The sequence below is a fragment of the Bradyrhizobium sp. 190 genome (assembly GCF_023073415.1).
GTDB lineage: Bacteria > Pseudomonadota > Alphaproteobacteria > Rhizobiales > Xanthobacteraceae > Bradyrhizobium.
This window is the reverse complement of sequence record NZ_JADPJL010000032.1, coordinates 103,262-127,129: the sequence shown is the minus strand read 5'-3', so window position 1 is coordinate 127,129 and position 23,868 is coordinate 103,262. Positions and strand designations below refer to the sequence as shown.

The following is a 23,868-nucleotide window of genomic DNA, read 5'->3' as shown; positions in this document are numbered from 1 at the left end:
CTGCTCGATCACATCGAGATGCTGGCCAGCATCGACGAAGTGATTGCGCTGCTCAAGCGGCAGTCCCGCACCCTTGAGGGCGAGATCGGCTCGATGATCAATGACGACTCTCTGTGGGCATGTCTCTCCGATACCTTCCGCTCCATCAAGGGCGTCGCCGATCGCGCCGTTGCCTGGATCATGGCCGATCTGCCGGAGATCGGAACCTATTCCAACAAGGCGATTGCCAAGCTCGTCGGGGTCTCCCCGATCGCCAATGACAGTGGCAAGCGACGGGGCAAGCGGCCGGTCCGTGGCGGTCGCGCCGGTGTCCGCTCGATCCTGTTCCTGGTCGCCGCCATCGCCGCCCGTTACGACAAAAGCCTCGCTGACTTCCGCGCAAGACTGGTCGCCGCCGGAAAGGAAAAAATGGTCATCCGCATCGCCCTGGCGCGCAAGCTGCTCGTCCGCCTCAACGCAAAAGCACGCGATGCGCGCGCCCAGTACGCCAATGCAACTTGACTTCCAAGATAGTCGCTCATCCGGCGCTTCGCGCCACCTTCTCCCACAAGGGGAGAAGGGAAGGAACGGAGTTCGATTGCTACCGCTGCAACGCCGCCAGCAATTCGTCCGGCGCTTCGACCATCATCATGTGGCCGGCGCCCGGCAGCACCACGGTGCGTGAATTCGGCGTCGCCGCCGCCAGCGTCTTGCCCGCCTTCGCAGGTGTCATCATATCACGCTCGCCGAGAATGAAAGTCGCGGGCACCTTGACCTGCGCGGCAGCCGTCAGCGCGTCCTGATAGGCGTTGCAGGCGTTGAGGTCATTGTACAGCACGCCCGGCCGCGTCTGCTGCAGCACGCGCTGCGCGCCCTGATGCATCCACAGGCCCGGCGCGAGGCTGCCGCCGAGTTCGGCCTTGAAGCCGAGACCCCAGATCGAAACCATGTCGATGGCATCGGGATTGTTGACCTCCGCGGCCTTGAGCAGATCCGAGCCGACGGTCATCGTGGCGGCGGTGCCGATCAAACTCAGACCGGAGACCTTGTCCGGATGCCGCGCCGACGTCTCAAGCGCGATCAGCGATCCCATCGAGTGGCCGACCAGCTTGGCCTTGGGCGCGCCCGCCGCGTCAAGCAGCGCGGCAGTCCAGTTGGCCATATCGGCAATGGTAGGAAGCGGCGCACCGGACGAGCGGCCGTGCGCCGGTAAGTCCGGCGCCAGCACGGAATAGCCGTGATGCGCAAACCAGCGGCTGTGCAGCGCCCACGTCGAATGATCAAAACCCGCGCCATGCAGCATCACCACTGCGGGCAGCGACGAATCGAACGGACGGCCGCCGGTAGCAACGAAGACATCAGCACCATTGACGGAAAGCTGCATGGTTCAAACCTTCTGCGATGCGCGAAGCGCCTGGCCGAGATCGTCGATGATATCGGACACGGTTTCGATGCCGACCGACAGCCGCACCAGCTCCTCGCCGACCCCTGCGGCCTTCAGTTGTGCGGCATCCATCTGCTGATGCGTGGTGCTGGCGGGGTGAATGACCAGCGTCTTGGCGTCGCCGACATTGGCGAGGTGGCTGATCATCCGCAGGGACTCGATGAATTTTTTGCCCGCTGCGCGTCCGCCCTTGATGCCGAAAGAGACGATCGAGCCGGCCCCGCGCGGCAGCAGCCGCTTCGCAAGCTGATGATCGGGATGATTCTCCAGCGCCGGATGCAGCACCCAGTCGACGGCCTTGTTCGCAGTAAGGGCTTCGAGCACCGCAAGCGTGTTGCTCATATGGCGTTCCATGCGCACGCCCAGCGTCTCGACGCCTTGCAGTAGCTGGAACGCGTTGGTCGGCGAGAGACACGCGCCAAAATCGCGCAGGCCCTCGGTTCGCGCGCGCATGATGAAGGCGGCCTGGCCGAACTGCTCGTCGAAAACGATGCCGTGATAGCCGGCATATGGCTCGGTGAGCTGGGGGAATTTGCCTGACGCGTGCCAGTCGAACCGGCCGCCATCGACGATGACGCCGCCGATCGCGATGCCGTGGCCGCCGATCCATTTGGTCGCGGAGTTCATCACGATATCGGCGCCGAGCTCGATCGGCCGGCTGAGGAACGGCGTCGCAAAGGTGTTGTCGATCAGCAGCGGAATCTTCGCGTCATGGGCGATCTGCGCGACATCAGGAATATCCAGCACCTCAAGGCCGGGGTTGCCGATGGTCTCGCCGATCACGAGCCGCGTATTCAGCTTGATCGCCGCGCGGAATTCATCGAGCGCGCGCGGCTTGACGAAGGTGGTGGTGATGCCGAAGCGCGGCAGCGTATGCGCCAGCAGGTTGATGGTGCCGCCATAGAGCGAGGAGGAGGCGACGATGTGGTCGCCGGCATTGAGCAGGGTTGCGATCGCCAGGTGCAGCGCGGCCATGCCGCTCGCGGTGCAGATCGCGCCGACGCCGGCTTCCAGCGCGGCGAGGCGCTCCTCGAGCACGGCGGTCGTCGGATTGGAAATGCGCGTGTAGATGTGGCCGGCGCGCTCCAGGTTGAAAAGCGCCGCGGCGTGGTCGGAATCCTGGAAGACGTAGGACGTGGTCTGGTAGATCGGGACCGCGCGGGCGCCGGTCGCGGGGTCCGGACGCTGGCCGGCGTGCAGGCTCAGGGTTTCGAAAGCAGGCGGCTTGGGTGCGGGCATGCGGGGCTCGTCAGCTCAACGGGTGGCGGGAAGGTGTTCTATAGCTCAGACGTGCACGGCAGTGCGGACGCGGCCGGCATTTCCGAACACGCGCAAATAACGCTCGACCTCGGACGGGGAGCCGGTGGCCTTCTCGGGATTATCGGACAGCTTGACCGCGGGGCGTCCATCGACCGAGGTTACCTTGCAGACCAGCGAGATCGGGTCGAGATCGGCGGAACCATCCGGCGCGCAGCCGACGAAATCGTTGGTGAGGTTGGTGCCCCAGCCGAAGGAGATGCGGACGCGTCCCGCGAAATGCCGATAGGTCTCCTCAATCGAGTCGACATCCATGCCGTCGGAGAACACCAGCAGCTTCTCCCTGGGGTCGCGGCCCTTCTGCTTCCACCATTTGATGATGTCTTCGCCGGCCGTGATCGGCGGCGCACTGTCCGGGCGAAAGCCGGTCCAGTCGGCTACCCAGTCCGGCGCGTCGCGTAAAAACACCTTGGTGCCGAAGGCATCGGGCAGCGCGATCAGGAGGTTGCCGCCGTAGGTGTGACGCCATTGATCGAGGATGCGATAGGGTGCCCAGCGCAATTCCTCGTCGGAATTCGCCAGCGCCGCTGCGACCATCGGCAATTCATGCGCATTGGTTCCGATCGCTTCGAGATCGTTGTCCATTGCCAGTAGCACGTTGGAGGTGCCGGTGAATGAGGAGCCGAGGCCTTCCTTGACGGCCTCGACGCACCAGCGCTGCCAGAGATGGCCGTGACGGCGACGGGTGCCGAAGTCTGACAGCCGCAAGCCTTCGAGCTTGCGCAGCCGCTCGACCTTGGACCACAGCTTGGCCTTGGCGCGGGCGTAGAGCACGTCGAGCACAAAGCGGCCTTGTCCCTTGGTCGCCTGCCGCGAGCGCAGCTCGTTCATGATCGCGAGCGCCGGGATCTCCCACATCGTGGTGTGAGTCCACGGCCCGTGGAAATGCAGTTCGTACTGGCCGTCCACCTTGTTGAGCTCGTATTCGGGCAGGCGGAAGTTGGCGAGCCAGTGGATGAAGTCCGGCGAGAACATCTGGGTCTTGCCGTAGAACGTATTACCGGCGAGCCAGATCAGCTCCTTCTTGGTGAAGCGGATGGAGCGCGCATGGTCGAGCTGCGCGCGCAGCTCGCCCTCGTCGATGATTTCGGCAAGGCGGACATTCCTGGAGCGGTTGATGACGGAAAAGGTGACGCGCTGATCCGGATAGAGATCGCGGATCATCTGCTGCATCAGGAGCTTGTAAAAATCGGTATCGAGCAGGCTGCGCACGATCGGATCGAGCCGCCAGCCGTGGTTATAGGTTCGGGATGCAATATCGGTAACTGCCATGGCGGAACTCTACCGTGCCGGGGGCCGCCCAACCAGTGGGTTCTGGCAGGAACATGGCAGCTCAGCGCGCTATTCCTGCCGAATACGGCTGGTCGCAGCATGAATATCCTTCCAGATTGGCTTATCAGGAGCAAATTGTTGCCTGAGATACCCGACCAGCTCCGCGACCTGGCCGTCAGTCAGGCTGTCCCTGAAGGCCGGCATGTAGCCGAGATCCGTCGTCGCCGGCTTGGTAATGCCGTGCAGGATGACCTGGATCAGATTGTCAGGCACGGCACTGTGCAGATTGCTGTTCAACGCCAGCGACGGCCGGCTGCCGAACAGCGGCGCGCCGCCGACTTCGTGGCACACCGCGCAGGCGCCTTGATAGAGGCGGGCGCCGATGCCGGATGCCGCGGACGTTCGGGTGGCGGTCGCGGCTTCGAGGCTGGCGGCGAGCGCTTGCTGCGCCGGCTTGTCGATGATCTTGTCGTTGAACGAGCCGAGATAGACCGCCATGGCGCGGATGTCGGAATCGGGGAGCACCGAGAGTTCCTTCACCACCGGCGCCATCGGCCCCGCTGCGACGCCGTGAAGGTGGGATTCTCCGGTCCGCAAATACGCGTACAGTTCGTCCTCACTCCACGGAATCGGCGCTTGCGACAACGACGTCAGCGCCGGCGCTTCCCAGCCTTCCGAAAATCCGCCGGCGAGATAGGCGTTGGCCTTTTCCGCGCCGAGCGCATTGCGCGGGGAATGGCAGGCGCTGCAATGGCCGAGGCCTTCCACCAGATACGCCCCGCGATTCCATGTTTCGGATTTCGTCGGGTCTGGCTGAAACACCGCCGGCTTGTGGAACAGCGCGTTCCACCCCGCCATCAGCGGCCGCAGGTTGAACGGAAACGCCAGCGCATTCTGCGGCGTCTCTGCGCGCACTGCCGGTTGCGCCATCAGATAGGCGTAGAGCGCCTGCATGTCTGCGTCGGTGGTCCTGGCGAAATGCGGATAGGGAAATGCCGGATAGAGATGCCGGCCGTCGCGATGGATGCCCTCGCGCATCGCGCGCTCGAAGGCGGGGTAGGACCACGCGCCGATGCCGGTTTCGACATCGGGCGTGATGTTGGTCGAGTAGATGGTGCCGAATGGCGTAGGCAACGGTCGGCCGCCGGCATTGAGGACGCCGTTCGCCGAGGTGTGGCAGACCGCACAGTCGCCGAGCGCGGCGAGCTGCTGACCGCGAGCGATGGTCGCAGCCGAATAGACCGACGCATCCGGCCGCGCGATCGGCGCAATCGCACGCCACGGCAGCACGGCGGCACCGATGCCGATCGCGGCGGCGCAGAGTGCCGCGGCGGTTGCAAATACACCGCGCCGGCCGGCGAATGGATTTCGCCACCGGTTGAGATCGGGCTGCGGCGCCGATGCCGGTGGCGGCAGCGCTTCCGGTGCCATCTGTGCCTCGCCGTGCAGTCCGCGCAGGATGCGTTCCGGCGTGAACGGCAACTCGCGAAAACGTACGCCGGTCGCATCATAGATCGCGTTGGCGATGGCGGCTGCGCTGGGGACGGAGGCGGACTCGCCGACGCCGAGGGGCGGCTGATCTTGCCGCGGCAACATCAACACGTCGATCTCAGGCACCTCGGGGAATTTGATGATGGGGTAGGCGCCCCATTCGCGCGCCGTCACCGACGTGCGGTCGAACGACACCTCCTCCATCAGCGCACGGCTGGTCGACTGGATGACGTTGCCGTGGATCTGGTGGCGCACGCCGTCCGGGTTGATCATCAGGCCGGAGTCCTGCCCGGCAACGACGCGCGTCACGCTGACATCGCCGGTCGCCTTGTTGACCGCGACGTCGGCGATCCACGCCGACCACGCTGCGCCATAGCCCGGAAACTTGCTGTGTACGTAGAGCGCATAAGCAAAACCGCGACCGCGCACGATGTCGCCCTCGGCTACCGGTTCCTGCCGCATCGGCCGCGGCTTCCAGCCGGCGCGCTCGGCGACCGCGTTGATGAGATCGATCGCGCGCGGGTCCTTCAGGTAGCGCAGGCGATACTCGATCGGGTCGACGCCGGCTTCATCTGCGCATTCGTCGATCCAGGATTCATGCGCAAACGTGTTCGGCAGCGCCGAAACGCCGCGCAGCCAGGAGGCGCGCACGATTGGCGGCATGTCGTTGGCCACCACGCGCAGATTGTCGTAGTCGTAGGGCGGGATCGCTGTGCGGTCGCCCATCTCGAAAACCACTGGTGTGTGCGGGATCGTGCCGGTCAGCAGCAGCGCCAGCGTCGGGGCGCCGTTCGACGGATAGCGCGTGGCAAAATCATAACCGGCGACGCTGCCGTCGGCGTTCAATCCGCCGTTGACGTCCATCAACTGCGCGGTGCCCTTCGGCTCCCACGCGTGTTCCTGCTCGCGCGTCAACTGCACGCGAACGGGCCGGCCGACCGCCCGCGACAGCAGCACTGCGTCGGCGGAAACGTCATCGGCGCAGTTGCGGCCGTAGCAACCGGCGGCCTCCATCCGGATCACCTCGATCTCGGCTTCGCGGCGATGGATCAGCCGCGCCAGCTCGGTGCGCAGATGGTGCGGATTCTGCGTCCCGGACCAGACCCTGGTCTGATCCTCCTGATAGTCGGCGACCGCGCAGGATGGGCCGATCGAGGCATGCATCTGATAAGGCCAGATATAGGTCCGCTGCATCGGCTTCGCGGCGCCGGCAATCGCGGCATCGACGTCGCCCTTGTCGATCAGCGTTCGTGGCGTCGACGGATTGGCGCGCAACGCGGTCTCGATGTCCTTCAGGTCAGGGAGGGTCGGCACCGGTTTCCAGCTGATCTTCAATTGCGCCGCGGCCTTGATCGCATTCTCCTCACGCTCGGCAACGACGCCGACGAAGTCGCCGATCCTGACGACAGCGACAAGTCCGGGGATGTCGCGCACCGAGGCCTCATCCACCGAAATGAGGCTGCTGCCGATGAAGTCGCCGACATCGACGCCGGCATAGGGCGGACGGACGACGCGACCATGCAACATGCCGGGAACGCGCATATCGTGGACGTAAACCAGCTCGCCCGTCGCCTTCGCCGGCAGATCGACGCGCGGAACGGATTGACCGACGATGCTGTAGGCGCTGGCGGGCTTAACCGGAACGTCGTCCGCGAGTTCAAGCTGGATGGTCTCGCCCGCGATCAGTTCGCCATAGCTGACGCTGCGATTGTCCTGCCCGCGTATCAAGCCGTCTTCGATGACGAGATCATCAACGGGAAGCTCGAGTCGCTCCGCAGCACGGGCGACCAGAAACTGCCGGGCCTGCGCCGCGGCCTTGCGCAGCGGCACGGCCGTGATCTGGATCGTTTCGCTCGCGATCGTCGCGCCCTGATTGGGGACCAGCGATGTATCGCCAAGCACGACGACGACACGCGCAAAGGATACGTCGAGTTCCTCCGCGACGATCTGGCCGAGCGCGGTGCGAATACCGGTTCCGAGATCGACATGGCCGTTATAGGCGGCGACCGATCCGTCGGCGGTGATCCTGATGAAGGTCTCGAACTCGACGGCCTCGACGGGGGAGGCGGGACGAACGACGGACAGCGTTCCCTGCGGCCGGTTGCGATCGTCGGGCGAGGCAGGGGCTGTCATCAGGCGTGCGCCTCGACGACATGGCCGGCAGCCCGCATCGCCGCGCGCATGATCTCGATATGCGCACCGCACCGGCACAGATGATGGCGCAACGCCTCCAGCACCTCGGCCTCGGAAGGGTGAGGGCTACGCAGCAACAGCGCCTTCGTTGCGATAATCATGCCGTTGAGGCAATAGCCGCATTGCGCGGCCTGTTCGCGGATGAAAGCTTGCTGCACGGGATCGGGATGCGCGCGCGAGCCGAGACCTTCGAGCGTCACGATGTCGCGCCCGGTGCAGCCTTCGATCGGGATCACGCAGGAACGCGCGGCGACGCCGTCGATCAGCACCGCGCAGGCACCGCATTCGCCGAGCCCACAGCCGTACTTGGGTCCGTTCAAGGCGAGGTCGTTGCGCAGGACATAAAGCAACGCGGTGTCGGGCGCAGCGTCGACATCGCTGGTCTTACCGTTGACGGTCAGGCGCATCGTGCTCTGCGTCATGCTCCCCTAAGCCTTCGTTGCGCTGCAAACTACGCGCTGGACGCTTCCGAAAGATACCGTTTGTGTACAAACGTGCAAGCGCGCCATCCCGCGCTGCAGCGCGTTGCTCGCTTTATGAACAGAGATGCGAGGCAAATGAGGTATTATGCGGCAAGCGAGGCATTTGGCCTTCAGGCCCGCTTGACAGCGTTCAAGTCGGCGCGCAACATCGTTCGTATACGAACAAAGTGACCGGGCCGCGAAGAAGCAGCTCCGGTCGGTGCCTTCTCGACCGCAGGCTTGTTCATGACCGATGCGACCGTCGCCGGTGGCGACAAGATCCGCTGCGATGCCTGTCCGGTGATGTGCTACATCAAGCCGGGCGCGGCGGGCGCGTGCGATCGTTATGCCAATCATAACGGCGAGTTGGTGCGCGTCGATCCGCACATCGTGCTGGAGCAGACGGTATCGCATGGCGGACGGCTGGTGCCGTTCCAGGCCGGCGGCGGCGATTGGGACGGCAAGATCGTCCGCGAGCCGAACGTGTTCGTCACCGCGATCGGCGCCGGCACCACATACCCGGATTACAAGCCCGCGCCCTTCATCGTGTCGTCGGAAGTCGACGGTGTCGACATGGTCACCGTCGTGACTGAAGGCATTTTCAGCTATTGCGGCGTCAAGGTGAAGATCGACACCGACCGCTATCTCGGCCCCGAGACGGCGACGGTCCGCGCGGAAGGTGAGGCGATCGGCCATGTGACGACCAGCGAATATGGCTCGCAGATGCTGTCGCTCGGCGGCGTGCATCATCTGACCGGCGGTTCCAAGAAGGAAGGCCGCGTCACCTGCGACGCGCTGATGGACCTGTCCAACTGCAAGCCGGTGGAACTGACGATCGACGGCGGCGCTACCGTCGTGGTGCAGGCCGGCTATCCCCCCATCGTCAACGGCGTTGCCGAAGAGCGCATGCGGGTGGGGTGCGGTTCGGCCACCATCGGTATGTTCGCCAAGCAATGGCACGGCAAGGTCGACGAAGTCGTCGTGGTCGACGACCACATCACCGGTGTTCTCAGTGAGCATCAGGCCGGCAAGCTGCTCGATATTCCCGATACCGGGATCAAGATGAAGGGGCGGCGTTCGACGCCGGGCCGTTACTTCCAGGTCGCCGATCCCGGCACTGGCTGGGGTGGCACCAATATTTCCGATCCGCTGTCGGTGCTGGGGCCGTTCAATCCGAAGGAAGCGCGGCCCGGCCTCACGATGCTGATGGTTTCGACCACGGGCGAGCACGCAGCCTATTACGAGCTTGATGAAGCGCTGCGGCCGGTCGAGAAGCAGATGCCGCCCGATCTCCGGTTTTCGGTTGAGCGCATCCAGGAGAATTGCGAGCCGGCGCTGTGCACGGTGTTGTTCATGGGCGGCGCGGGCGGCTCGCTGCGGGCCGGTGTCACCGACAACCCGGTGCGGCTGACGCGCTCGGTCAAGGATGCGCTGACGCGGGTCACCAGCGGCGGCGCACCTGTATATGTCTGGCCCGGCGGTGGCATCACCTTCATGGTCGACGTCACGCAGATGCCGGCGGGTGCGTTCGGCTATGTGCCGACGCCGGCGCTGGTGGCGCCGATCGAGTTCACGCTGCGGCTTTCCGATTATGCCGCGCTCGGCGGCCATATGGATCATGTCCGTCCGCTTGCTTCGCTGCGGGATAATACCGAAACCCGCCCGATGCCATTCATTCCTGGACGGCACGCATGAAACGGCTCCCGCAAATCGCGCTTCTTCCGGACGGCAAGCGGCTGCATTTGCAGGACGGTCCGATCGACCTGATTGTCGAGGCGAAAGGTAGGGACGGCGATGTGCGGGCCGCTTACGATGCCGCGGCGCGACGCTTCACCGGCCTTCTCGATGAACTCTGCGAGGAGTTGGTTGAACTCCGAAGGGTCGCCGATCCGAGTCGATGCCCCCTGAAAGGTGTCGTCGCGCGCCGCATGCATGCGGCTGTGGCGCCGCTTGCAACGGCGGCCTTCATCACGCCGATGGCAGCCGTGGCGGGTAGCGTCGCGGAAGAAATTCTCGGTTCGATGCTTGCCGCGGCACGGCTCGACCGCGCTTACGTCAATAATGGCGGTGACATCGCGCTGCATTTAACTGGCGGCGAACAGTTCACCGTCGGGCTGATGGATCGACCGGACCATCATGGCGTGATGCAAACCATCAGTATCGAAGCCGACGATCCGGCGCGGGGCATCGCGACCAGCGGACGTCACGGCCGCAGTTTTTCGCTCGGGATCGCCGACGCGGTGACCGTGCTGGCGAGAACGGCGTCGCAGGCCGATGCCGCGGCCACCATCATCGCCAATGCCGTCGATCTGCCCGGCCATCCCGCCGTGATCCGGTACCCCGCGAACGAGTTGCAGCCCGACAGCGACCTCGGCGCGCGCCTTGTCACCTGTGACGTCGGTCCACTCCGGGAGAGCGAGATCGACGACGCGTTGACGGCAGGGATTAGCCGGGCACAGCAATTGCTTGCGGCGGGATTGATCGAAGGTGCGGCCTTGCGTCTACTAGGCGAGACGGCCGTGGTGGGTGCAACTGGGATCAAGGCAGGCGCGTTGCCAGCGTTTCATGAAGGCGCACTGGAAAGAACAGCGCATGTTTGATCGGGAGCGAGGCTGACAATGGGCGCGATCATTCGCAAGATCGTCACGGTGGTCGAGGAGACCCATCTGGAGATGGGACAGAAGGTTGCGCCGCCGACGCGGCGCGCAGCGGCGATCGCCGTGATCGAGAATCCGTTTGCAGGCCGGTACGTCGAGGACCTTTCGTCGTTAATCGAAATCGGCGAGGAGCTCGGCGATCTGCTTTCAAAAAGGGCAGTCGCGGCGCTCGGCATCGACGGCGCCAAGGCGCACAGCTACGGCAAGGCCGCAGCCGTCGGCGAAAACGGCGAACTCGAACATGCGGCCGCGATCCTGCATCCAAAGATGGGCGCGCCGGTGCGAAAAGTGCTGAGCAAGGGCGCGGCGCTGATTCCGTCGTCGAAGAAGCGCAGCGGGCCGGGGACCACGCTCGATATTCCGCTCGGCCACAAGGACGCGGCCTTCGTGCGCAGCCATTTCGACGGCATGGAAGTGCAGATCAACGACGCGCCGCGCGCCAACGAGATCATGGTGGCGGTTGCGGTCACCGACAGCGGCAGGCCGTTGCCGCGCGTCGGCGGGCTGACGGTTTCGGAAGTCAAAGGCGAAGACGGTTTAAGATAATTCACCAGGACATTGGAGGTAGGGATGCGACGTAGACACGTATTGGGAGCAGGCTTGGCGATCGCGGTGGCGGGCATGGCGGGCAGCGCCATGGCGCAGAGCGAAATCAAGATCGGAGAGATCAACAGCTATTCGCTGTTGCCCGCCTTCACCGAGCCCTATCGCAAGGGCTGGCAGCTCGCGGTCGAGGAAGTCAACGCGGCGGGTGGCATCAACGGCAAGAAGCTCGTCGTCATCTCCAAGGATGACGGCGGCAAGCCGGCGGATGCGACGACTGCGGCCAACGAACTGGTGTCGAGCGAGAACGTGGCGATGTTGACCGGGACATTTCTGTCCAACATCGGTCTGGCCGTCTCTGACTTCGCCAACCAGAAGAAAGTGTTCTTCCTGGCAGCCGAACCGCTGACCGACGCTATCACCTGGTCCAAGGGCAACCGCTACACGTTCCGTCTCCGTCCTTCCAACTACATGCAGGCGGCGATGCTGGTGGAAGAGGCCGCAAAACTGCCGGCCAAGCGCTGGGCGACCATCGCGCCGAACTATGAATACGGCCAGTCCGCGGTCGCGGTGTTCAAGAAGCTGATGTCGGAGAAGCGGCCTGACATCCAGTGGGTCGACGAGCAGTGGCCGCCGCAGGGCAAGATCGACGCCGGTCCGGTGGTGCAGGCGGTTGCCGCAGCCAACCCTGAGGCGATCCTGAATGTCACCTTCGGCGCAGATCTCGTCAAGCTCGTGCGCGAAGGCAACACCCGTGGCCTGTTCAAGAGCCGTGCGGTAGTCTCCTTCCTCACCGGCGAGCCGGAATATCTCGATCCGTTGAAGGACGAGACTCCCGAAGGCTGGATCGTCACGGGTTATCCCTGGTACGACATCAAGACGCCGGACCATGACAAGTTCCTCAAAGCCTATCAGGCCAAGTTCAACGACTATCCGCGTCTCGGCTCGATCGTCGGCTACCAGACCATCAAGGCTGCCGCGGCGATCCTTACGAAAGCCAATTCGACCGATCCGGAGAAACTGATCGCGGCGACCGAAGGCCTGACGATGCCGTCGCCGTTCGGCGAGATCACCTTCCGCAAGATCGATCACCAGTCGACGCTCGGGGCCTATGTCGGCAAGACCGCGCTGAAGGACGGCAAGGGCGTGATGGTGAACTCGGTCTATCGCAAGGGTGCTGACTATCTGCCGAGTGATGCGGAAGTTGCCAAGCTTCGTCCGAAGGATTGAACTTCGGTTGAGGTCTGGGGCCTTCATGGTTCGAGACGCGCGGCGGTGCCGCGCTCCTCACCATGAGGGTCCAGAGGATCTGATCCGGAATTAAGATCTCATCCTGAGGAGCCGCAAAGCGCCGTCTCGAAGGATGAAAACCCCGCGCTGACGATTGCCTGACCCGGACCGCCCATGGCCTTCTACTTCGTTCAGTTCCTGACCGGTCTCGCCAGCGCGGCGTCGCTGTTTCTGGTTGCGTCGGGGCTGTCGATCATCTTCGGCGTGACGCGGATCGTGAATTTTGCCCATGGCGCGTTCTACATGCTCGGCGCCTATGTCGCGTTCACGCTGACCGAGCGCTTCTCCGGTGCGTTCGGCTTCTGGGGCGGCATTGTCGTCGCGGCGCTGGTGGTGGCCGTTGTCGGCGTGCTGGTCGAGATGGTGTTGCTGCGACGGATCTACCATGCGCCGGAACTGTTCCAGTTGCTCGCGACCTTCGGCCTGACCTTGATGGTCCAGGATATCGTGGTCCTGATCTGGGGGCCGGACGATCTGCTTGGCCGCCGCGCGCCCGGCTTCAAGGGCGCGGTCGATTTCTTCGGCCAGAATATTCCGAGCTATGACCTGTTCCTGATCGCACTCAGCCCGATCGTGCTCGGCGGGCTCTGGCTGTTGTTCCAGCGCACGCGTTGGGGCGTGCTGGTGCGCGCCGCGACGCAGGACCGCGACATGGTGGCGGCGCTCGGCGTCAACCAGAAATGGCTGTTCACCAGCGTGTTTGCACTTGGCGTGTTTCTCGCAGCGCTCGGCGGCGCGCTGCAGATCCCTCGCGATGCCGTGCATCACGCGCTGGACCTGCGCATCATCGTCGAAGTGTTCGTGGTGGTGGTGATCGGCGGGCTCGGCAGCATCATCGGCGCTTTCGTGGCCGCTGTGCTGGTATCCGAGCTCAACGCCTTCGGCATTCTCATTTTCCCGAAGATATCCATCATCCTGGTGTTCCTGGTGATGGCGGTGGTGCTGATCATCCGTCCATGGGGCCTGTTCGGCAAACCGGAAGCGGCGGCGCGCCGCACGCCGGGCCTGACCGTTACGCCCTGGCGGCCGCTCACCTCGGGTGAACGCTGGATCTTACTCGGCGCGCTGGCCCTTGCGGCGATGCTGCCGCTGTTCGCCGGAAATTACGCGCTCACCGTCGGCTCGGAGATCGCGATCTTCGTGATCTTTGCCGCGAGCCTTCATTTCCTGATGTCGGTCGGCGGGCTCGCCTCGTTCGGCCACGCCGCCTATTTCGGGCTTGGCGCCTATGGCGTCGCGTTCCTCGCCAAGGCGGCGGGATTGCCGATGATTGTTTCGCTGCTGCTGGGCCCGTTGCTGGGTCTGCTGGGTGCCGCGGTGTTCGGCTTCTTCGCCGTGCAATTGTCCGGCGTCTATTTCGCGATGCTGACGTTGGCCTTTGCGCAGATCGTCTGGTCGATCGCGTTCCAGTGGGTGGCGGTGACCGGTGGCGACAACGGCATTTTGGGCGTCTGGCCGGAGAAGTGGGCCGCGAGCCCATCCGCGTTCTACTGGCTGTCGCTCGGTATCGCCGCGCTCGCGGTCACCGTGCTGCGGGTGATCGTGTTCTCGCCGTTCGGCTTCGCGTTGCGCGCGACGCGGGACTCACCGCTGCGCAGCGAAGCGATCGGCATCGACGGCAAGCGCGTGCAGTGGACGGCCTTTGTCATATCAGGCACGGTTGCGGGAATTGGCGGCGCGCTGTTCGCCTATCTGAAGGGAAGCGTCTTCCCCGACAGCCTCGGCATCTCGCTGTCGGTCGATGCGCTGGTCATGGTGCTGCTCGGTGGCGTCGAGACGGTTTCCGGCGCGGTCATCGGCGCCATCGTCTTCAAGGCGGCCAACATCTGGTTGGTCAGCCAGACCGATCTCTCAAAGCTGGTGCTGGGCGGCTTCATCGTGCTGATGGTGGTGGCCTTCCCCAAGGGAATCGTCGGCACGCTGGAGGCGATCAGGAATCGCTGGCGATCTCCCGAGAAAAAATCCGCGCTTGCCACGTCACGGATCGAGACTGCCGAATGAGCATGGTTCCCACATTGCTGTCGGTCGAGGGTTTAAGCAAATCCTATGGCGGCGTGCATGCCGTGCGCAGCGTGTCGTTCGAACTGCGTGCGGGCGAAATCCTGGCGCTGATCGGGCCCAACGGCGCCGGCAAGAGCACCTGCTTCGACATGCTCAACGGCCAGAACATGCCGGACAGCGGCCGGATCAATCTACTCGGCGAGGATACGGTCGGCCGGAAGCCGCGCGCGATCTGGCGGCTCGGCGTCGGGCGCACGTTCCAGATCACGGCGACGTTCCCGACCATGACCGTGCGCGAGAATGTGCAGGTCGCGCTGGTGTCGTATGGCAGGCAATTGTTCAATCTCTGGGGTTCGACCGCAAGTTACGCGCGCGAGGAGGCGGGCCGGCTGCTCGATCTCGTTGGCATGGGCGCCTATGCCGGGCGTCCGTGCGGCGAGCTCGCCTATGGCGATCTCAAGCGGCTCGAGCTTGCGATCGCGCTCGCCAACCAGCCGAAACTGCTGTTGATGGACGAGCCGACGGCGGGCATGGCGCCGCGCGAGCGGATCGAACTGATGCGGCTAACCGCGCGCATCGCCCGCGAGCAATCGATCGGCGTGCTCTTCACCGAGCACGACATGGACGTGGTGTTCGAACACGCCGACCGCATCCTGGTGCTGAACCGCGGCAGCCTGATCGCCGAAGGCTCGCCCGAGCAAGTCCGCGGCAATCCGCAGGTGCGCGCCATCTATCTCGGCGAGGGCCTGGTCTACGATGCGCGTCATCGCGAGGAAGCCGGCACATGAAGCTGCAGGTCTCCGATCTCAACAGTTTTTACGGCCCGGCGCATATCCTGTTCGATATCGCGCTCGAAGTCGGCGAGGGCGAAGTGGTCGCGCTGTTGGGGCGCAACGGCGCCGGCAAGTCGACCACCTTCCGTTCCATCGTAGGTCTGGTCGAAAACCGCTCGGGACGGATTGTCTTCGAAGGCAAGGATGTCTCGCGCGAGCCGACGCACGCGATCGTGCGCGGCGGGCTTGGTTATGTGCCGGAAGAGCGGCGCATCTTCACAGACCTGACGGTCGAGGAAAATCTCGAGGTCGGCCGCCAGCCGAAGCGGCCGAACGCTCCGCAGTGGACGCGCGAAAAGCTGTTCACGCTGTTTCCGAACCTCGGCGAAATGCGCAACCGCCCGGGCGGGCGCATGAGCGGCGGCGAACAACAAATGTTGACCATCGCGCGGACGTTGATGGGTAATCCGTCGCTGGTGCTGCTCGACGAGCCATCGGAAGGATTGTCGCCGAAGATTGTTGAACAGATGGTCGAAGCCATCCTCGCGATGAAGCGCGAAGGCGTCAGCATCGTGGTATCCGAGCAGAACCTGCATTTCGCGCGGTTGATCTCCGACCGCGCCTACATCATCGAGCGCGGCAAGATCTGCTTTGGCGGCACGATGGCGGAACTCGATGCGCGGCCGGACATCCGGGACGCGCATCTGTCGCTGTAAGCGGCTGGCAAGGATAAGGGCGGGGGCGCAGATGGCAAGGAGTGTTTCGCCGAAACGAAGCGTCAAGCCTGCGCGGCCGTCTTACATACTCGACGAGCAGATCGGCTTCATCCTGCGCCAGGTGTGGCAGCGCCACGCCACCATCTTCGCCCGCGAGATCGGCATCAATTTGACGCCGACGCAATGGGCGGCGCTGGCAAAACTGACCGAGACCGGGCCGTGCTCGCAGAACCTGCTCGGACGGCTGACGGCGATGGACGTCGCGACCATCAAGGGCGTGATCGACCGCCTCACCGCGCGGGGCCTCACTGAGACCAGCCCGGACCCCGAGGACGGCCGCCGCTTGCTCGTGAGTCTCACGCGCGCCGGCCAGCAACTGGCGGAGAAGGCCGCGCCCAATGCGCTCGCGATAACAAGAGAGACGCTCGCGCCGCTCGACGCAAAGGAGCGCGAAACCCTGATGGTGCTGTTGAACAAGTTGCGCTGAAGACGGCTTCCGCGTCAGCTCAGGTTCAGCACCAGCGCGACAGCGCCCACCAGAATGAGGCTGACGGCCCAGGTCGTATCCAGATTGAACCAGCTCTGCGATATGAATTTGAGGCCGAGATAGCGGTAGGCGAGCCACGCGCAACATCCACCGGCGGCGATCATCGCGGCGGCATGGACGATGGCAACCAGCACGGCCATGCCGAGATTGGCGTTGATGAGGGTGCCGGCGGCCTCGTGGCCCCTGTCGATTTCGGCTTGCCGGCAGAGCCCGAGATAGATCGGCACCAGCATCAACGCCGCGCCATGCGCGAGCGCGACGGCGAACGACCACAGCCCCAATTGCGCCGGCGATATCCGCGCCAGGACTCTCGGATGGCGCCGGTTGGCAAGCCGGAAGAGACCGAAGGCGATGACAAGAAGGCTTGCGCCGATCTGTATCGTGCGCTGCCATTCGACGACGGCAACCAGCAGCGCAAAGGGAAGGATCACGAGCAGCATCGCGAGCAGATGCCCGGCCGTAAGCGGCCCAAGCGCGGCCACCAGCGCCCGCGGGCTCTTCTCCATCAACCCAGCCGAAACGGCGAGCGGCCACCCCATGCCCGGGTTGACGCCATGGTAGAGGCCGCTCGCGATGACAGCCAGCCAGAGCCAGGCAGGTGTCCAGTCGGCTGCGCTCAAATTCAGACCGACGGATAGCAGAATGAATCCGTCGAACAGTCACCGCCGTCGAGCCGGACTTGGTGCGCGCGGTAACCGTCGGGGAAATTCACCCAGTAGTCTCTCGCCAGTTCGAGACCGCCGTCCGGCTTCGCATTGGCCATCACCATGGCGCCCGGAACACCATCGGGATAGAACTGGTCGTCCCACGTCGAATACAGCGAGTTGGTCCAGTACACCCGCTTGCCGTCGCGGCTGATCTCGACCATCTGCGGACCGCCTCCAAAGGCCTTGCCGTTCGGGTGCGGTGTGCGGCGTGTGATGCCGCCGATGCGTACCGAGCCGGCAAGCTTCGGCTTCCGCGGATCTCTGACGTTGTACTGACGCATCTCGCCGGTGCCCCAGCAGGCGACGTAGAGGAATTTGTCGTCCATCGACAGGTCGATGTCCGAGACCAGCGGCGGCACGGCGCCGAACCCCTGCAGCAGCGGCGGCAGTTGCTCCTTCGGCGCGGGCTCGGGCGGGATCGTCGCCGTCTTCTCGATGTGAAACTTGCCGCCCTCGCGCCACCAGGTCCAGATCGAGCCTTCAAGGTTGGTGGTGTCGACCACGACGCCCAGGAAGCCGTATTCGCGAACGGGATCGTGCTCGGGCCGCACTTCCAGCGCCATCTGATGGTTGGCGCCGAGGTCGATGGTCTGGACATTGCGCCGGGCGCGCAGGTCCCAGAAGTGGATCCGATGGCCGTATTTGTTGGAGAGGAGATCTTCCGGCACGATGCCGTTCTCGAACTGCGGCGGCAACGCCCACTCGCTCGTCACCATGTAATCGCGCGGCAGATTCCACCAGAAATCATAATGCAGTGTTTGCGGACCGCGATCGAGCTCCCAGCGCCCAAGCACCTCGAACGTCTCGCAATCCATGATGAAGACGCCGGGCGGTCCATCGGTGCCGTTCTTGCCACCGCCGCCGAGCGTAGAGACGTAAATGCCTTCCGGCCCGCAATGAACGGTGTGGGGCCGCGAGTATCCCGTCTTCCTGAAGATTTCCTCTGGCTCGATGATCTTGTGTATCGCCGCCTTGGTGGGGTCCGGCTTGGTATCGACGATGTAGATGCGGGATGACCGCATGCCGGGGATGATGAGATAGCGGCGCTCGAGGAACGCATGTCCGGTCAGCGGCGATAGCGACGACGAGCAGGCGTTCCAGCCGAAATGGTGAAACTCGTCGCCCTTGTTCGGCATCGTCACGGTGTGAACGACCTGACCGTAGGTCGAAGAGCCTGGCTTGACGTCGATCACGGCAAGCGCGTCCGGTTTCGAAGAGTCCGGGCTGAGCAGCACGGTGTAGGCGAAGCTCTCCGGCGGAGCTTCCATGGCAAGCTTTGGCGAAGCGTGAAACGTGGGGTCGGGCCGAATGTTCATCGTACTGCCTCCCTGTTTGCCTCGATGTACAGCAACACGGTTCAGCGGCATGCAGCAGCAAGAAATCACCCGGCGCGTTGGGTTCCTTTTTGAGAGTGCCGCCGGCCGGAGTTTACCCATCGACCATACACCGCAATACGGCGGGCGAAAATAACGATGGTGCGACAAATCCGGGTGCAGTGCCCGACGGACATGAGCCTGCATCGCATCGTGCGGCGCCTTGCGATGGAGCAGGGCCCGCACGCCAGTAGCGGCGGTGTACACTTGCGGATCCAGAATTTTGCGAGCGGCACGAGGAAGCGCGAGAGCAGGGCTTCGGCGCTATCGGTCCTACGTCTGCGCCGCGCATGGTCAGTGTGAGGCGACCGCTCTGGGCGGCGACTTCAAGGACGGCTTGCATGGTCTGCTCATCGAGAGGCGCCCGGAGAAAACCACTGTTACCATTGACTTCGAATTGAATGAAATGATAACGTTGTTATATGAGTAAGCCCGCAGCCACTGCAAAGGACTGGTCTGACGTCGTGAAGGGAGCGAAGCGCGAGCTTCTGCTGCGGGCCGCGCGCGACGAGTTCGCCGAACAGGGGTTGGAGGGCGCCACCATGCGCGGCATCGCGGTTCGCGCCGGCTGCACCACGGGCGCGATCTATCCGCTGTTCGACAGCAAGGAGGCGATCTATGCCGAACTGCTGAAACAGTCGCTGGCGGCGCTCGATGCCTATGTCGCCGAGGCCGTGGCTGCCGCGCGGACGCCGGAGGCGCAGGTCGAGGCGGCATGCGGCGCCTTCCTAAACTACTACCTCGATCATCGGTTCGAGATAAATCTGGGCCTCTATGCATTCCGCGGCCTCAAGCGACTGGGCGTCGGCAAGCCGTCGGATGAAGAACTAAATCGGGCGCTATGGAAGGTGCTGGAACGCATCGCCTTGCCGCTGACCGAGGTGCGCGGCCTCAAGCCTTCAGAGGTTCGGCCGTGGGTGGCGCTGCTGACCAGCCAGATGATCGGGGCTCTCGTGCTGCAGATCGCGGGCCGGCTGGATTTTCTGCAAACCGGCGCGCAGTCGCTGCTTCGCATGATGCTGGCGCAATGCCTTGCGCCTGTGGTGTCGAAGAACGTGAAGGCCGCACGCAAATCAAAACAGTAAGGGAGTAAGCGAAATGGTCCGGATCGAAAAGCAGGGCGCGGTGTGGACCGTCATCCACAGCCGGTTTGCAGAGGCGCGCAACGCGATGGATCCCGACAGCGCGGAAGCGCTGGCAGCAGCCTTCAGGGAGTTCGACACCGACGATTCCGCCAGCGTCGTGGTGCTATGGGGCGAGGGCGGCGCGTTCTGCGCCGGCTGGGACCTCAAATTCGCCAGCACGCTCGGTGATCGCGATGCCTTCCAACGCCACGTCGTCGATGGCCTGGCGTTCCCGACCGGCGCAAATCCCGCGCCGCGCGGCCCGCTCGGGCCGACGCGACTGGAATTATCGAAGCCGGTAATCGCCGCGGTGGAGGGGCCGGCCGTGGCCGGCGGCATGGAGCTTGCGCTGTGGTGCGACATCCGCGTGATGGCCGCGAGCGCCTATTTCGGCGTCTATTGCCGGCGCTGGGGAATCCCGCTGCTGGACGGCGGCAGCGTTCGGCTGGCGCGGCTGGTCGGGCAGGGCCGGGCGATGGAAATCATCCTCACGGGGCGCAAAGTCTCGGCGGATGAAGCGCTGCGCATCGGCATGTGCGAACAGGTGGTCGAGACCGGTGGCGCACGCGCCGCGGCGGAGGCGATGGCGCGGGAGATCGCGCGGTTTCCGCAAGCGGCGGTGCGGGCCGATCGCCGCTCCGTGGTCGAGACGTATGGTTTGCCGGTCCGCGAAGCCTTGCGGCAGGAATGGACCAACGGCGTCGAAGCCGTCTTCAAGGAAGGCGCCAGCGGCGCTGCGCGCTTTGCCAGCGGCAAGGGCCGCCACGGCGATTTTGCCAAGATCTGATCCTGCTTTCCGAGGGAGCAACACATGGCCAAGGTCCTGTACGAGCGTGACGGCCGCATTGCCCGCATCACGCTGAACCGGCCGGAAGTCATGAATGCGATCGACGACGAGCTGCCGGGCGCGCTCGCGGATGCAGTTGCGCGCGCCGATAGCGATCCGGGCGCGCATGTGATCGTGCTGGCCGGCGCGGGCCGGGCCTTTTGCGCCGGATACGACCTGACGGCCTACGCCTCCGGCGACAAGGCCAATCGCTATACGCAGGAAATGCCGTGGGATCCGATGAAGGATTACGCTGCCATGTCCGACAATACCACCAAGTTCATGAGCCTGTTCCGCTCCAAGCGGCCGGTAATCTGCAAGGTTCACGGGTTTGCAGTGGCCGGCGGCTCCGATATAGCGCTCTGCTCCGATATGATCGTCATGGCGGAGGACGCGCGCATCGGCTATCCGCCGGTTCGCGTCTGGGGTTGTCCGACCACGGCTATGTGGGTCTATCGGCTCGGCGCCGAGAAGGCCAAGCGCATGCTGTTCACCGGCGACAAGATCACCGGGGTCGAAGCGGCGGCGCTCGGCCTCGTGCTGAAAGCCGTTCCGGCCGACAGGCTCGACGACGAGGTGGACGCGCTCGCGCACCGGATGGCGACCGTGCCGCAGAACCAGCTCATGATGCAGAAGCTGATGGTCAACCAGGCGCTCTACAACATGGGCCTGATGGGCACGCAAATGATCGCGACCGTGTTCGACGGCATTACCCGGCACTCACCCGAGGGGCTGAATTTCAAGCGGCGGTCGGAGGAGATGGGCTGGAAGCGCGCCGTCGACGAACGCGACCAGGGCACCTTCGACTGGACCACCAATCAGCCGATCACGCAAAACAGGTAATTCGAAGCGCAGCGATGCAAGTCGGCGGAGAGTTCTGCCCTATCTGACCGTGATGGTAATCTTCTGCGAGACCACTGGAGGATTGTGCGGGAAGTGTTCGGCATCGCCCAGCACGAGCTGAAGCGTGTACTTGCCGGGTGGAAGTTCGATCCGGGCTTCGGTCTGACCCGCCCCAAAATGAAGGTGTGACTTGTCTTGCGGGATCGGTTCGTTCGGATTGAGCGGCTCGTTCACATTGATCAGAAGATGATGATGGCCGCTGTTTGGATAATTATCGCCGGCGTGCGTAACGCCCATGTTGCGCAGACCAAAGCGGCACCAAAACCCACCTTTGATGGAGGCGCCGTTCTGCGGCCACACAAAATAGAGAAGCGCATCCTTGTGTGCGGGCTTTCCTTGAGCGCACGCGGCGAACGGCAGGCAAGTGAGCGCTGCTGACAGAGCGATCCACCGCATGACCTTCATGACTGCCTCTCAGCGCTCCTTAGGGGGATAGTGCGACGCGGAACCCATGGGTGGGATATCGCACGTTGGTGTCATAGCTGCCGCGGTTTGATGTCCGGGCATAGGCCGAGTCTTTCCTCCAGGAGCCGGAACGGATGACGTGCGAGGAACATGCATTCTCGACCCATGCTGACCCGTCTGAGGGCGCGCCCTGATAATTTCTGTGCCAGCAGTCTTCGACCCATTGATCGACGGCGCCGCCCATATCGAACAGCCCAAAAGGATTTGGCTTCAGACTGCCAACCTTCACCGGCTGATCGATGGCCGGAATGTCGCTGCAGTTCTTGCAATTGACCATGCCGGGCTGGAATTGATCGCCCCACCAAAATTTGGTCTGCGTGCCGCCGCGCGCTGCATATTCCCATTCGGCTTCGCTCGGCAGTCGATACGGCTTGCGGGTGGTTTCGGCGAGCCAGGCGACGTACTGCTTTGCGTCGCTCCAGCTTACGTTTCCAACAGGCGCATCGTCTTTTCCGCTCGCCGTAAACCCGCATGCCTTTGCGGCAGCGCATGCGTTCCATTCCCCCACCGAGACAGGAAATTTCCCCATCGCAAAGGGCTTGACCGTTACCTGACGGACCGGCTTTTCCGAAGCGTCCTCGTTGCTGCCCATCGCGAAGCTGCCGCCCCGAAGCGAGACCATCTCGGGTTCTCGAATTGACGCAGCCGCCTGCGTGGTTGGTTGACCCGCGGGCGCGGCGGGCGGCGGTAGCGGAGCGGCCTGTTGGGGTGCCGGAGAGGGGGCAGGTTTGGGTGCTGGAGACAGCTCAGGCTGAGGTGCCGCCTGTTGTTGAGTTGGCGCCACGGAAGGCGAGGGTTGCGGCGTCGCTCGTTGTTTTGCGGCAGGCGCAGGCGCCTTCGGCGCTTCAGCCGGAGATGAAACGGGAGCTGCCGCCTGTTCTGTCGCCTTGCGAGGCTGCCCCAGCGTGTACCAGAGAGTGCCGCCCGCAATGATCAGTAATGCAAGAATGAGAAGGAGGGCCAGGATACGTTCGCGCCAGTTCCGACGTTCGTGCAGGGCGGAGGGATCGGGAAGCACGCGGTAGACCCGGACAGGCTCGGTGATGTTCTTGACCTTTCGGTCGCCGAGCGACTCGTATCCGCAAACCAGCTTATGCTTTATCTGTTCGTAGATGCCGCCGGAGATATAGACTTCGCCGGGATGGGCTATGCCCTCCAGCCGCGTCGCAATATTGACGCCGTCGCCATATACGTCGTCGGTTTCGATGATGACGTCGCCAAGATTGACGCCAATCCGATATTCGATCCAGTGATGCTTGGGCAGCGATGCGTTGCGTCCAACCACATTTTGCTGGATCACGATGCTGGATCGGACGGCCTCTACGGGGCTGTCGAAAATGGCGATGAAGCCGTCGCCTGTGGTTTTGACGAGCCTGCCGTGGTGTTCTCTGATGGTGGGTTCGATGAGGTCGCGCTCGAGCCGCTTGACGCGGTTGTGCGTCCCTTCCTCGTCGATCTGCATCAGTCGGCTGTAGCCGGAAATATCGCCTGCGACGATGGCCGCAAGACGCCGCGGCGTTGGCTCGCGCGGAGGCTCTCCAACGCGGCCAGACTTGATGTCACGAATCTGGGCCATGGCTCGGATTGGCTCCCAAACTGCTAACACAGTGTAAGGCAAGCAATCTTTCCAGCACTCACAGCGTACCATGCTGGCTGCTCGCCGCAAAGCAGGCGTGCTCGGGTTCCACGCCGGCTGGTACGGGCAATGGGGGCCATGAGAGCATGAGAATGTGAGAATGAGTGTGATCCAGATCATATAGATTCCGGATTTGAACTTCAGACCTGA

General features: G+C 63.9%; 21 protein-coding genes. 12 read left to right on the top strand and 9 right to left on the bottom strand.

Annotated features, from left to right (window positions below):
* The coding region (locus IVB22_RS19965) for a transposase (protein ID WP_247518990.1) at positions 1 to 501 on the top strand (501 nt) is incomplete at its 5' end.
* Between the two features lie 79 nt (positions 502 to 580).
* On the opposite strand, the gene IVB22_RS19960 is transcribed toward IVB22_RS19965, so the two are convergent.
* The 5 genes from IVB22_RS19960 to IVB22_RS19940 all read right to left on the bottom strand — a co-directional run bounded on the left by IVB22_RS19960 (position 581) and on the right by IVB22_RS19940 (position 8,118).
* The gene (locus IVB22_RS19960) at positions 581 to 1,363 is read right to left on the bottom strand and encodes an alpha/beta fold hydrolase (RefSeq protein WP_247518989.1); all 783 of its coding nucleotides are present in this window, start codon (positions 1,361 to 1,363) and stop codon (positions 581 to 583) included.
* A gap of 3 nt (positions 1,364 to 1,366) precedes the next feature.
* Positions 1,367 to 2,662, bottom strand: a complete 1,296-nt coding sequence (locus tag IVB22_RS19955; RefSeq protein WP_247518988.1) for an O-acetylhomoserine aminocarboxypropyltransferase — start codon at positions 2,660 to 2,662, stop codon at positions 1,367 to 1,369.
* A 45-nt stretch (positions 2,663 to 2,707) separates the two neighbouring features.
* Complete coding sequence (pncB, locus tag IVB22_RS19950) at positions 2,708 to 4,012, bottom strand: nicotinate phosphoribosyltransferase (RefSeq protein ID WP_247518987.1); 1,305 nt, start codon at positions 4,010 to 4,012, stop codon at positions 2,708 to 2,710.
* A 69-nt stretch (positions 4,013 to 4,081) separates the two neighbouring features.
* Complete coding sequence (locus IVB22_RS19945) at positions 4,082 to 7,636, bottom strand: molybdopterin cofactor-binding domain-containing protein (RefSeq protein WP_247518986.1); 3,555 nt, start codon at positions 7,634 to 7,636, stop codon at positions 4,082 to 4,084.
* The gene (locus IVB22_RS19940; protein WP_247518985.1) at positions 7,636 to 8,118 is read right to left on the bottom strand and encodes a (2Fe-2S)-binding protein; all 483 of its coding nucleotides are present in this window, start codon (positions 8,116 to 8,118) and stop codon (positions 7,636 to 7,638) included. Before IVB22_RS19940 ends, IVB22_RS19945 begins: the two co-directional genes overlap by 1 nt.
* A gap of 285 nt (positions 8,119 to 8,403) precedes the next feature.
* On the opposite strand from IVB22_RS19940, the gene IVB22_RS19935 reads away from it, so the two are divergent.
* The 8 genes from IVB22_RS19935 to IVB22_RS19900 all read left to right on the top strand — a co-directional run bounded on the left by IVB22_RS19935 (position 8,404) and on the right by IVB22_RS19900 (position 16,624).
* Positions 8,404 to 9,852 (top strand): 6-hydroxynicotinate reductase, encoded by a 1,449-nt coding sequence (locus tag IVB22_RS19935; RefSeq protein WP_247518984.1) that lies wholly within the window; start codon positions 8,404 to 8,406, stop codon positions 9,850 to 9,852.
* A complete protein-coding gene (locus tag IVB22_RS19930; RefSeq protein WP_247518983.1) occupies positions 9,849 to 10,757 on the top strand; it encodes a UPF0280 family protein in 909 nt (302 codons plus the stop codon). Before IVB22_RS19935 ends, IVB22_RS19930 begins: the two co-directional genes overlap by 4 nt.
* A gap of 18 nt (positions 10,758 to 10,775) precedes the next feature.
* A complete protein-coding gene (locus IVB22_RS19925) occupies positions 10,776 to 11,360 on the top strand; it encodes an amino acid synthesis family protein (RefSeq protein ID WP_247518982.1) in 585 nt (194 codons plus the stop codon).
* Positions 11,361 to 11,384: 24 nt separating this feature from the next.
* Positions 11,385 to 12,587, top strand: a complete 1,203-nt coding sequence (locus tag IVB22_RS19920; protein ID WP_247518981.1) for an ABC transporter substrate-binding protein — start codon at positions 11,385 to 11,387, stop codon at positions 12,585 to 12,587.
* 174 nt (positions 12,588 to 12,761) lie between these two features.
* The gene (locus IVB22_RS19915) at positions 12,762 to 14,648 is read left to right on the top strand and encodes an ABC transporter permease (RefSeq protein WP_247518980.1); all 1,887 of its coding nucleotides are present in this window, start codon (positions 12,762 to 12,764) and stop codon (positions 14,646 to 14,648) included.
* Positions 14,645 to 15,436, top strand: coding sequence for an ABC transporter ATP-binding protein (locus IVB22_RS19910; RefSeq protein ID WP_247518979.1), 792 nt, complete (start codon positions 14,645 to 14,647; stop codon positions 15,434 to 15,436). Before IVB22_RS19915 ends, IVB22_RS19910 begins: the two co-directional genes overlap by 4 nt.
* Positions 15,433 to 16,137: an ABC transporter ATP-binding protein gene (locus tag IVB22_RS19905; RefSeq protein WP_247518978.1), complete on the top strand. Its 705-nt coding sequence runs from the start codon at positions 15,433 to 15,435 to the stop codon at positions 16,135 to 16,137. Before IVB22_RS19910 ends, IVB22_RS19905 begins: the two co-directional genes overlap by 4 nt.
* Before the next feature lie 31 nt (positions 16,138 to 16,168).
* Entirely contained in the window at positions 16,169 to 16,624 is a 456-nt protein-coding gene (locus IVB22_RS19900) for a MarR family winged helix-turn-helix transcriptional regulator (protein WP_247518977.1), read from the top strand.
* Between the two features lie 14 nt (positions 16,625 to 16,638).
* Here the strand turns inward: IVB22_RS19900 and IVB22_RS19895 are convergent, their stop codons facing one another.
* Both IVB22_RS19895 and IVB22_RS19890 read right to left on the bottom strand, forming a co-directional pair.
* Positions 16,639 to 17,304, bottom strand: a complete 666-nt coding sequence (locus IVB22_RS19895; protein ID WP_247518976.1) for a hypothetical protein — start codon at positions 17,302 to 17,304, stop codon at positions 16,639 to 16,641.
* 2 nt (positions 17,305 to 17,306) lie between these two features.
* Positions 17,307 to 18,707: a selenium-binding family protein gene (locus IVB22_RS19890; protein ID WP_247518975.1), complete on the bottom strand. Its 1,401-nt coding sequence runs from the start codon at positions 18,705 to 18,707 to the stop codon at positions 17,307 to 17,309.
* 479 nt (positions 18,708 to 19,186) lie between these two features.
* Here IVB22_RS19890 and IVB22_RS19885 point away from each other — a divergent pair, with 479 nt between their 5' ends.
* The 3 genes from IVB22_RS19885 to IVB22_RS19875 are packed head-to-tail and all read left to right on the top strand — an operon-like array spanning position 19,187 to position 21,557.
* Entirely contained in the window at positions 19,187 to 19,849 is a 663-nt protein-coding gene (locus IVB22_RS19885) for a TetR/AcrR family transcriptional regulator (protein WP_247518974.1), read from the top strand.
* Positions 19,850 to 19,862: 13 nt separating this feature from the next.
* The gene (locus tag IVB22_RS19880) at positions 19,863 to 20,675 is read left to right on the top strand and encodes a crotonase/enoyl-CoA hydratase family protein (RefSeq protein WP_247518973.1); all 813 of its coding nucleotides are present in this window, start codon (positions 19,863 to 19,865) and stop codon (positions 20,673 to 20,675) included.
* 24 nt (positions 20,676 to 20,699) lie between these two features.
* Complete coding sequence (locus IVB22_RS19875; protein ID WP_247518972.1) at positions 20,700 to 21,557, top strand: crotonase/enoyl-CoA hydratase family protein; 858 nt, start codon at positions 20,700 to 20,702, stop codon at positions 21,555 to 21,557.
* 39 nt (positions 21,558 to 21,596) lie between these two features.
* Here IVB22_RS19875 and IVB22_RS19870 read toward each other — a convergent pair whose 3' ends face one another.
* Positions 21,597 to 22,022, bottom strand: coding sequence for a DUF4399 domain-containing protein (locus tag IVB22_RS19870; RefSeq protein WP_247518971.1), 426 nt, complete (start codon positions 22,020 to 22,022; stop codon positions 21,597 to 21,599).
* Positions 22,023 to 22,041: 19 nt separating this feature from the next.
* The gene (locus IVB22_RS19865) at positions 22,042 to 23,658 is read right to left on the bottom strand and encodes an SUMF1/EgtB/PvdO family nonheme iron enzyme (RefSeq protein ID WP_247518993.1); all 1,617 of its coding nucleotides are present in this window, start codon (positions 23,656 to 23,658) and stop codon (positions 22,042 to 22,044) included.
* Positions 23,659 to 23,868: the final 210 nt, after the last annotated feature.

Bases quoted from the DNA above. Each gene is read 5' to 3' on its own strand.
- IVB22_RS19960 (WP_247518989.1), bottom strand. From the start codon at position 1,363: ATGCAGCTTTCCGTCAATGGTGCTGATGTCTTCGTTGCTACCGGCGGC.
- IVB22_RS19955 (WP_247518988.1), bottom strand. From the start codon at position 2,662: ATGCCCGCACCCAAGCCGCCTGCTTTCGAAACCCTGAGCCTGCACGCC.
- pncB (WP_247518987.1), bottom strand. From the start codon at position 4,012: ATGGCAGTTACCGATATTGCATCCCGAACCTATAACCACGGCTGGCGG.
- IVB22_RS19945 (WP_247518986.1), bottom strand. From the start codon at position 7,636: ATGACAGCCCCTGCCTCGCCCGACGATCGCAACCGGCCGCAGGGAACG.
- IVB22_RS19940 (WP_247518985.1), bottom strand. From the start codon at position 8,118: ATGACGCAGAGCACGATGCGCCTGACCGTCAACGGTAAGACCAGCGAT.
- IVB22_RS19935 (WP_247518984.1), top strand. From the start codon at position 8,404: ATGACCGATGCGACCGTCGCCGGTGGCGACAAGATCCGCTGCGATGCC.
- IVB22_RS19930 (WP_247518983.1), top strand. From the start codon at position 9,849: ATGAAACGGCTCCCGCAAATCGCGCTTCTTCCGGACGGCAAGCGGCTG.
- IVB22_RS19925 (WP_247518982.1), top strand. From the start codon at position 10,776: ATGGGCGCGATCATTCGCAAGATCGTCACGGTGGTCGAGGAGACCCAT.
- IVB22_RS19920 (WP_247518981.1), top strand. From the start codon at position 11,385: ATGCGACGTAGACACGTATTGGGAGCAGGCTTGGCGATCGCGGTGGCG.
- IVB22_RS19915 (WP_247518980.1), top strand. From the start codon at position 12,762: ATGGCCTTCTACTTCGTTCAGTTCCTGACCGGTCTCGCCAGCGCGGCG.
- IVB22_RS19910 (WP_247518979.1), top strand. From the start codon at position 14,645: ATGAGCATGGTTCCCACATTGCTGTCGGTCGAGGGTTTAAGCAAATCC.
- IVB22_RS19905 (WP_247518978.1), top strand. From the start codon at position 15,433: ATGAAGCTGCAGGTCTCCGATCTCAACAGTTTTTACGGCCCGGCGCAT.
- IVB22_RS19900 (WP_247518977.1), top strand. From the start codon at position 16,169: ATGGCAAGGAGTGTTTCGCCGAAACGAAGCGTCAAGCCTGCGCGGCCG.
- IVB22_RS19890 (WP_247518975.1), bottom strand. From the start codon at position 18,707: ATGAACATTCGGCCCGACCCCACGTTTCACGCTTCGCCAAAGCTTGCC.
- IVB22_RS19885 (WP_247518974.1), top strand. From the start codon at position 19,187: ATGAGTAAGCCCGCAGCCACTGCAAAGGACTGGTCTGACGTCGTGAAG.
- IVB22_RS19880 (WP_247518973.1), top strand. From the start codon at position 19,863: ATGGTCCGGATCGAAAAGCAGGGCGCGGTGTGGACCGTCATCCACAGC.
- IVB22_RS19875 (WP_247518972.1), top strand. From the start codon at position 20,700: ATGGCCAAGGTCCTGTACGAGCGTGACGGCCGCATTGCCCGCATCACG.
- IVB22_RS19870 (WP_247518971.1), bottom strand. From the start codon at position 22,022: ATGAAGGTCATGCGGTGGATCGCTCTGTCAGCAGCGCTCACTTGCCTG.
- IVB22_RS19865 (WP_247518993.1), bottom strand. From the start codon at position 23,658: ATGGCCCAGATTCGTGACATCAAGTCTGGCCGCGTTGGAGAGCCTCCG.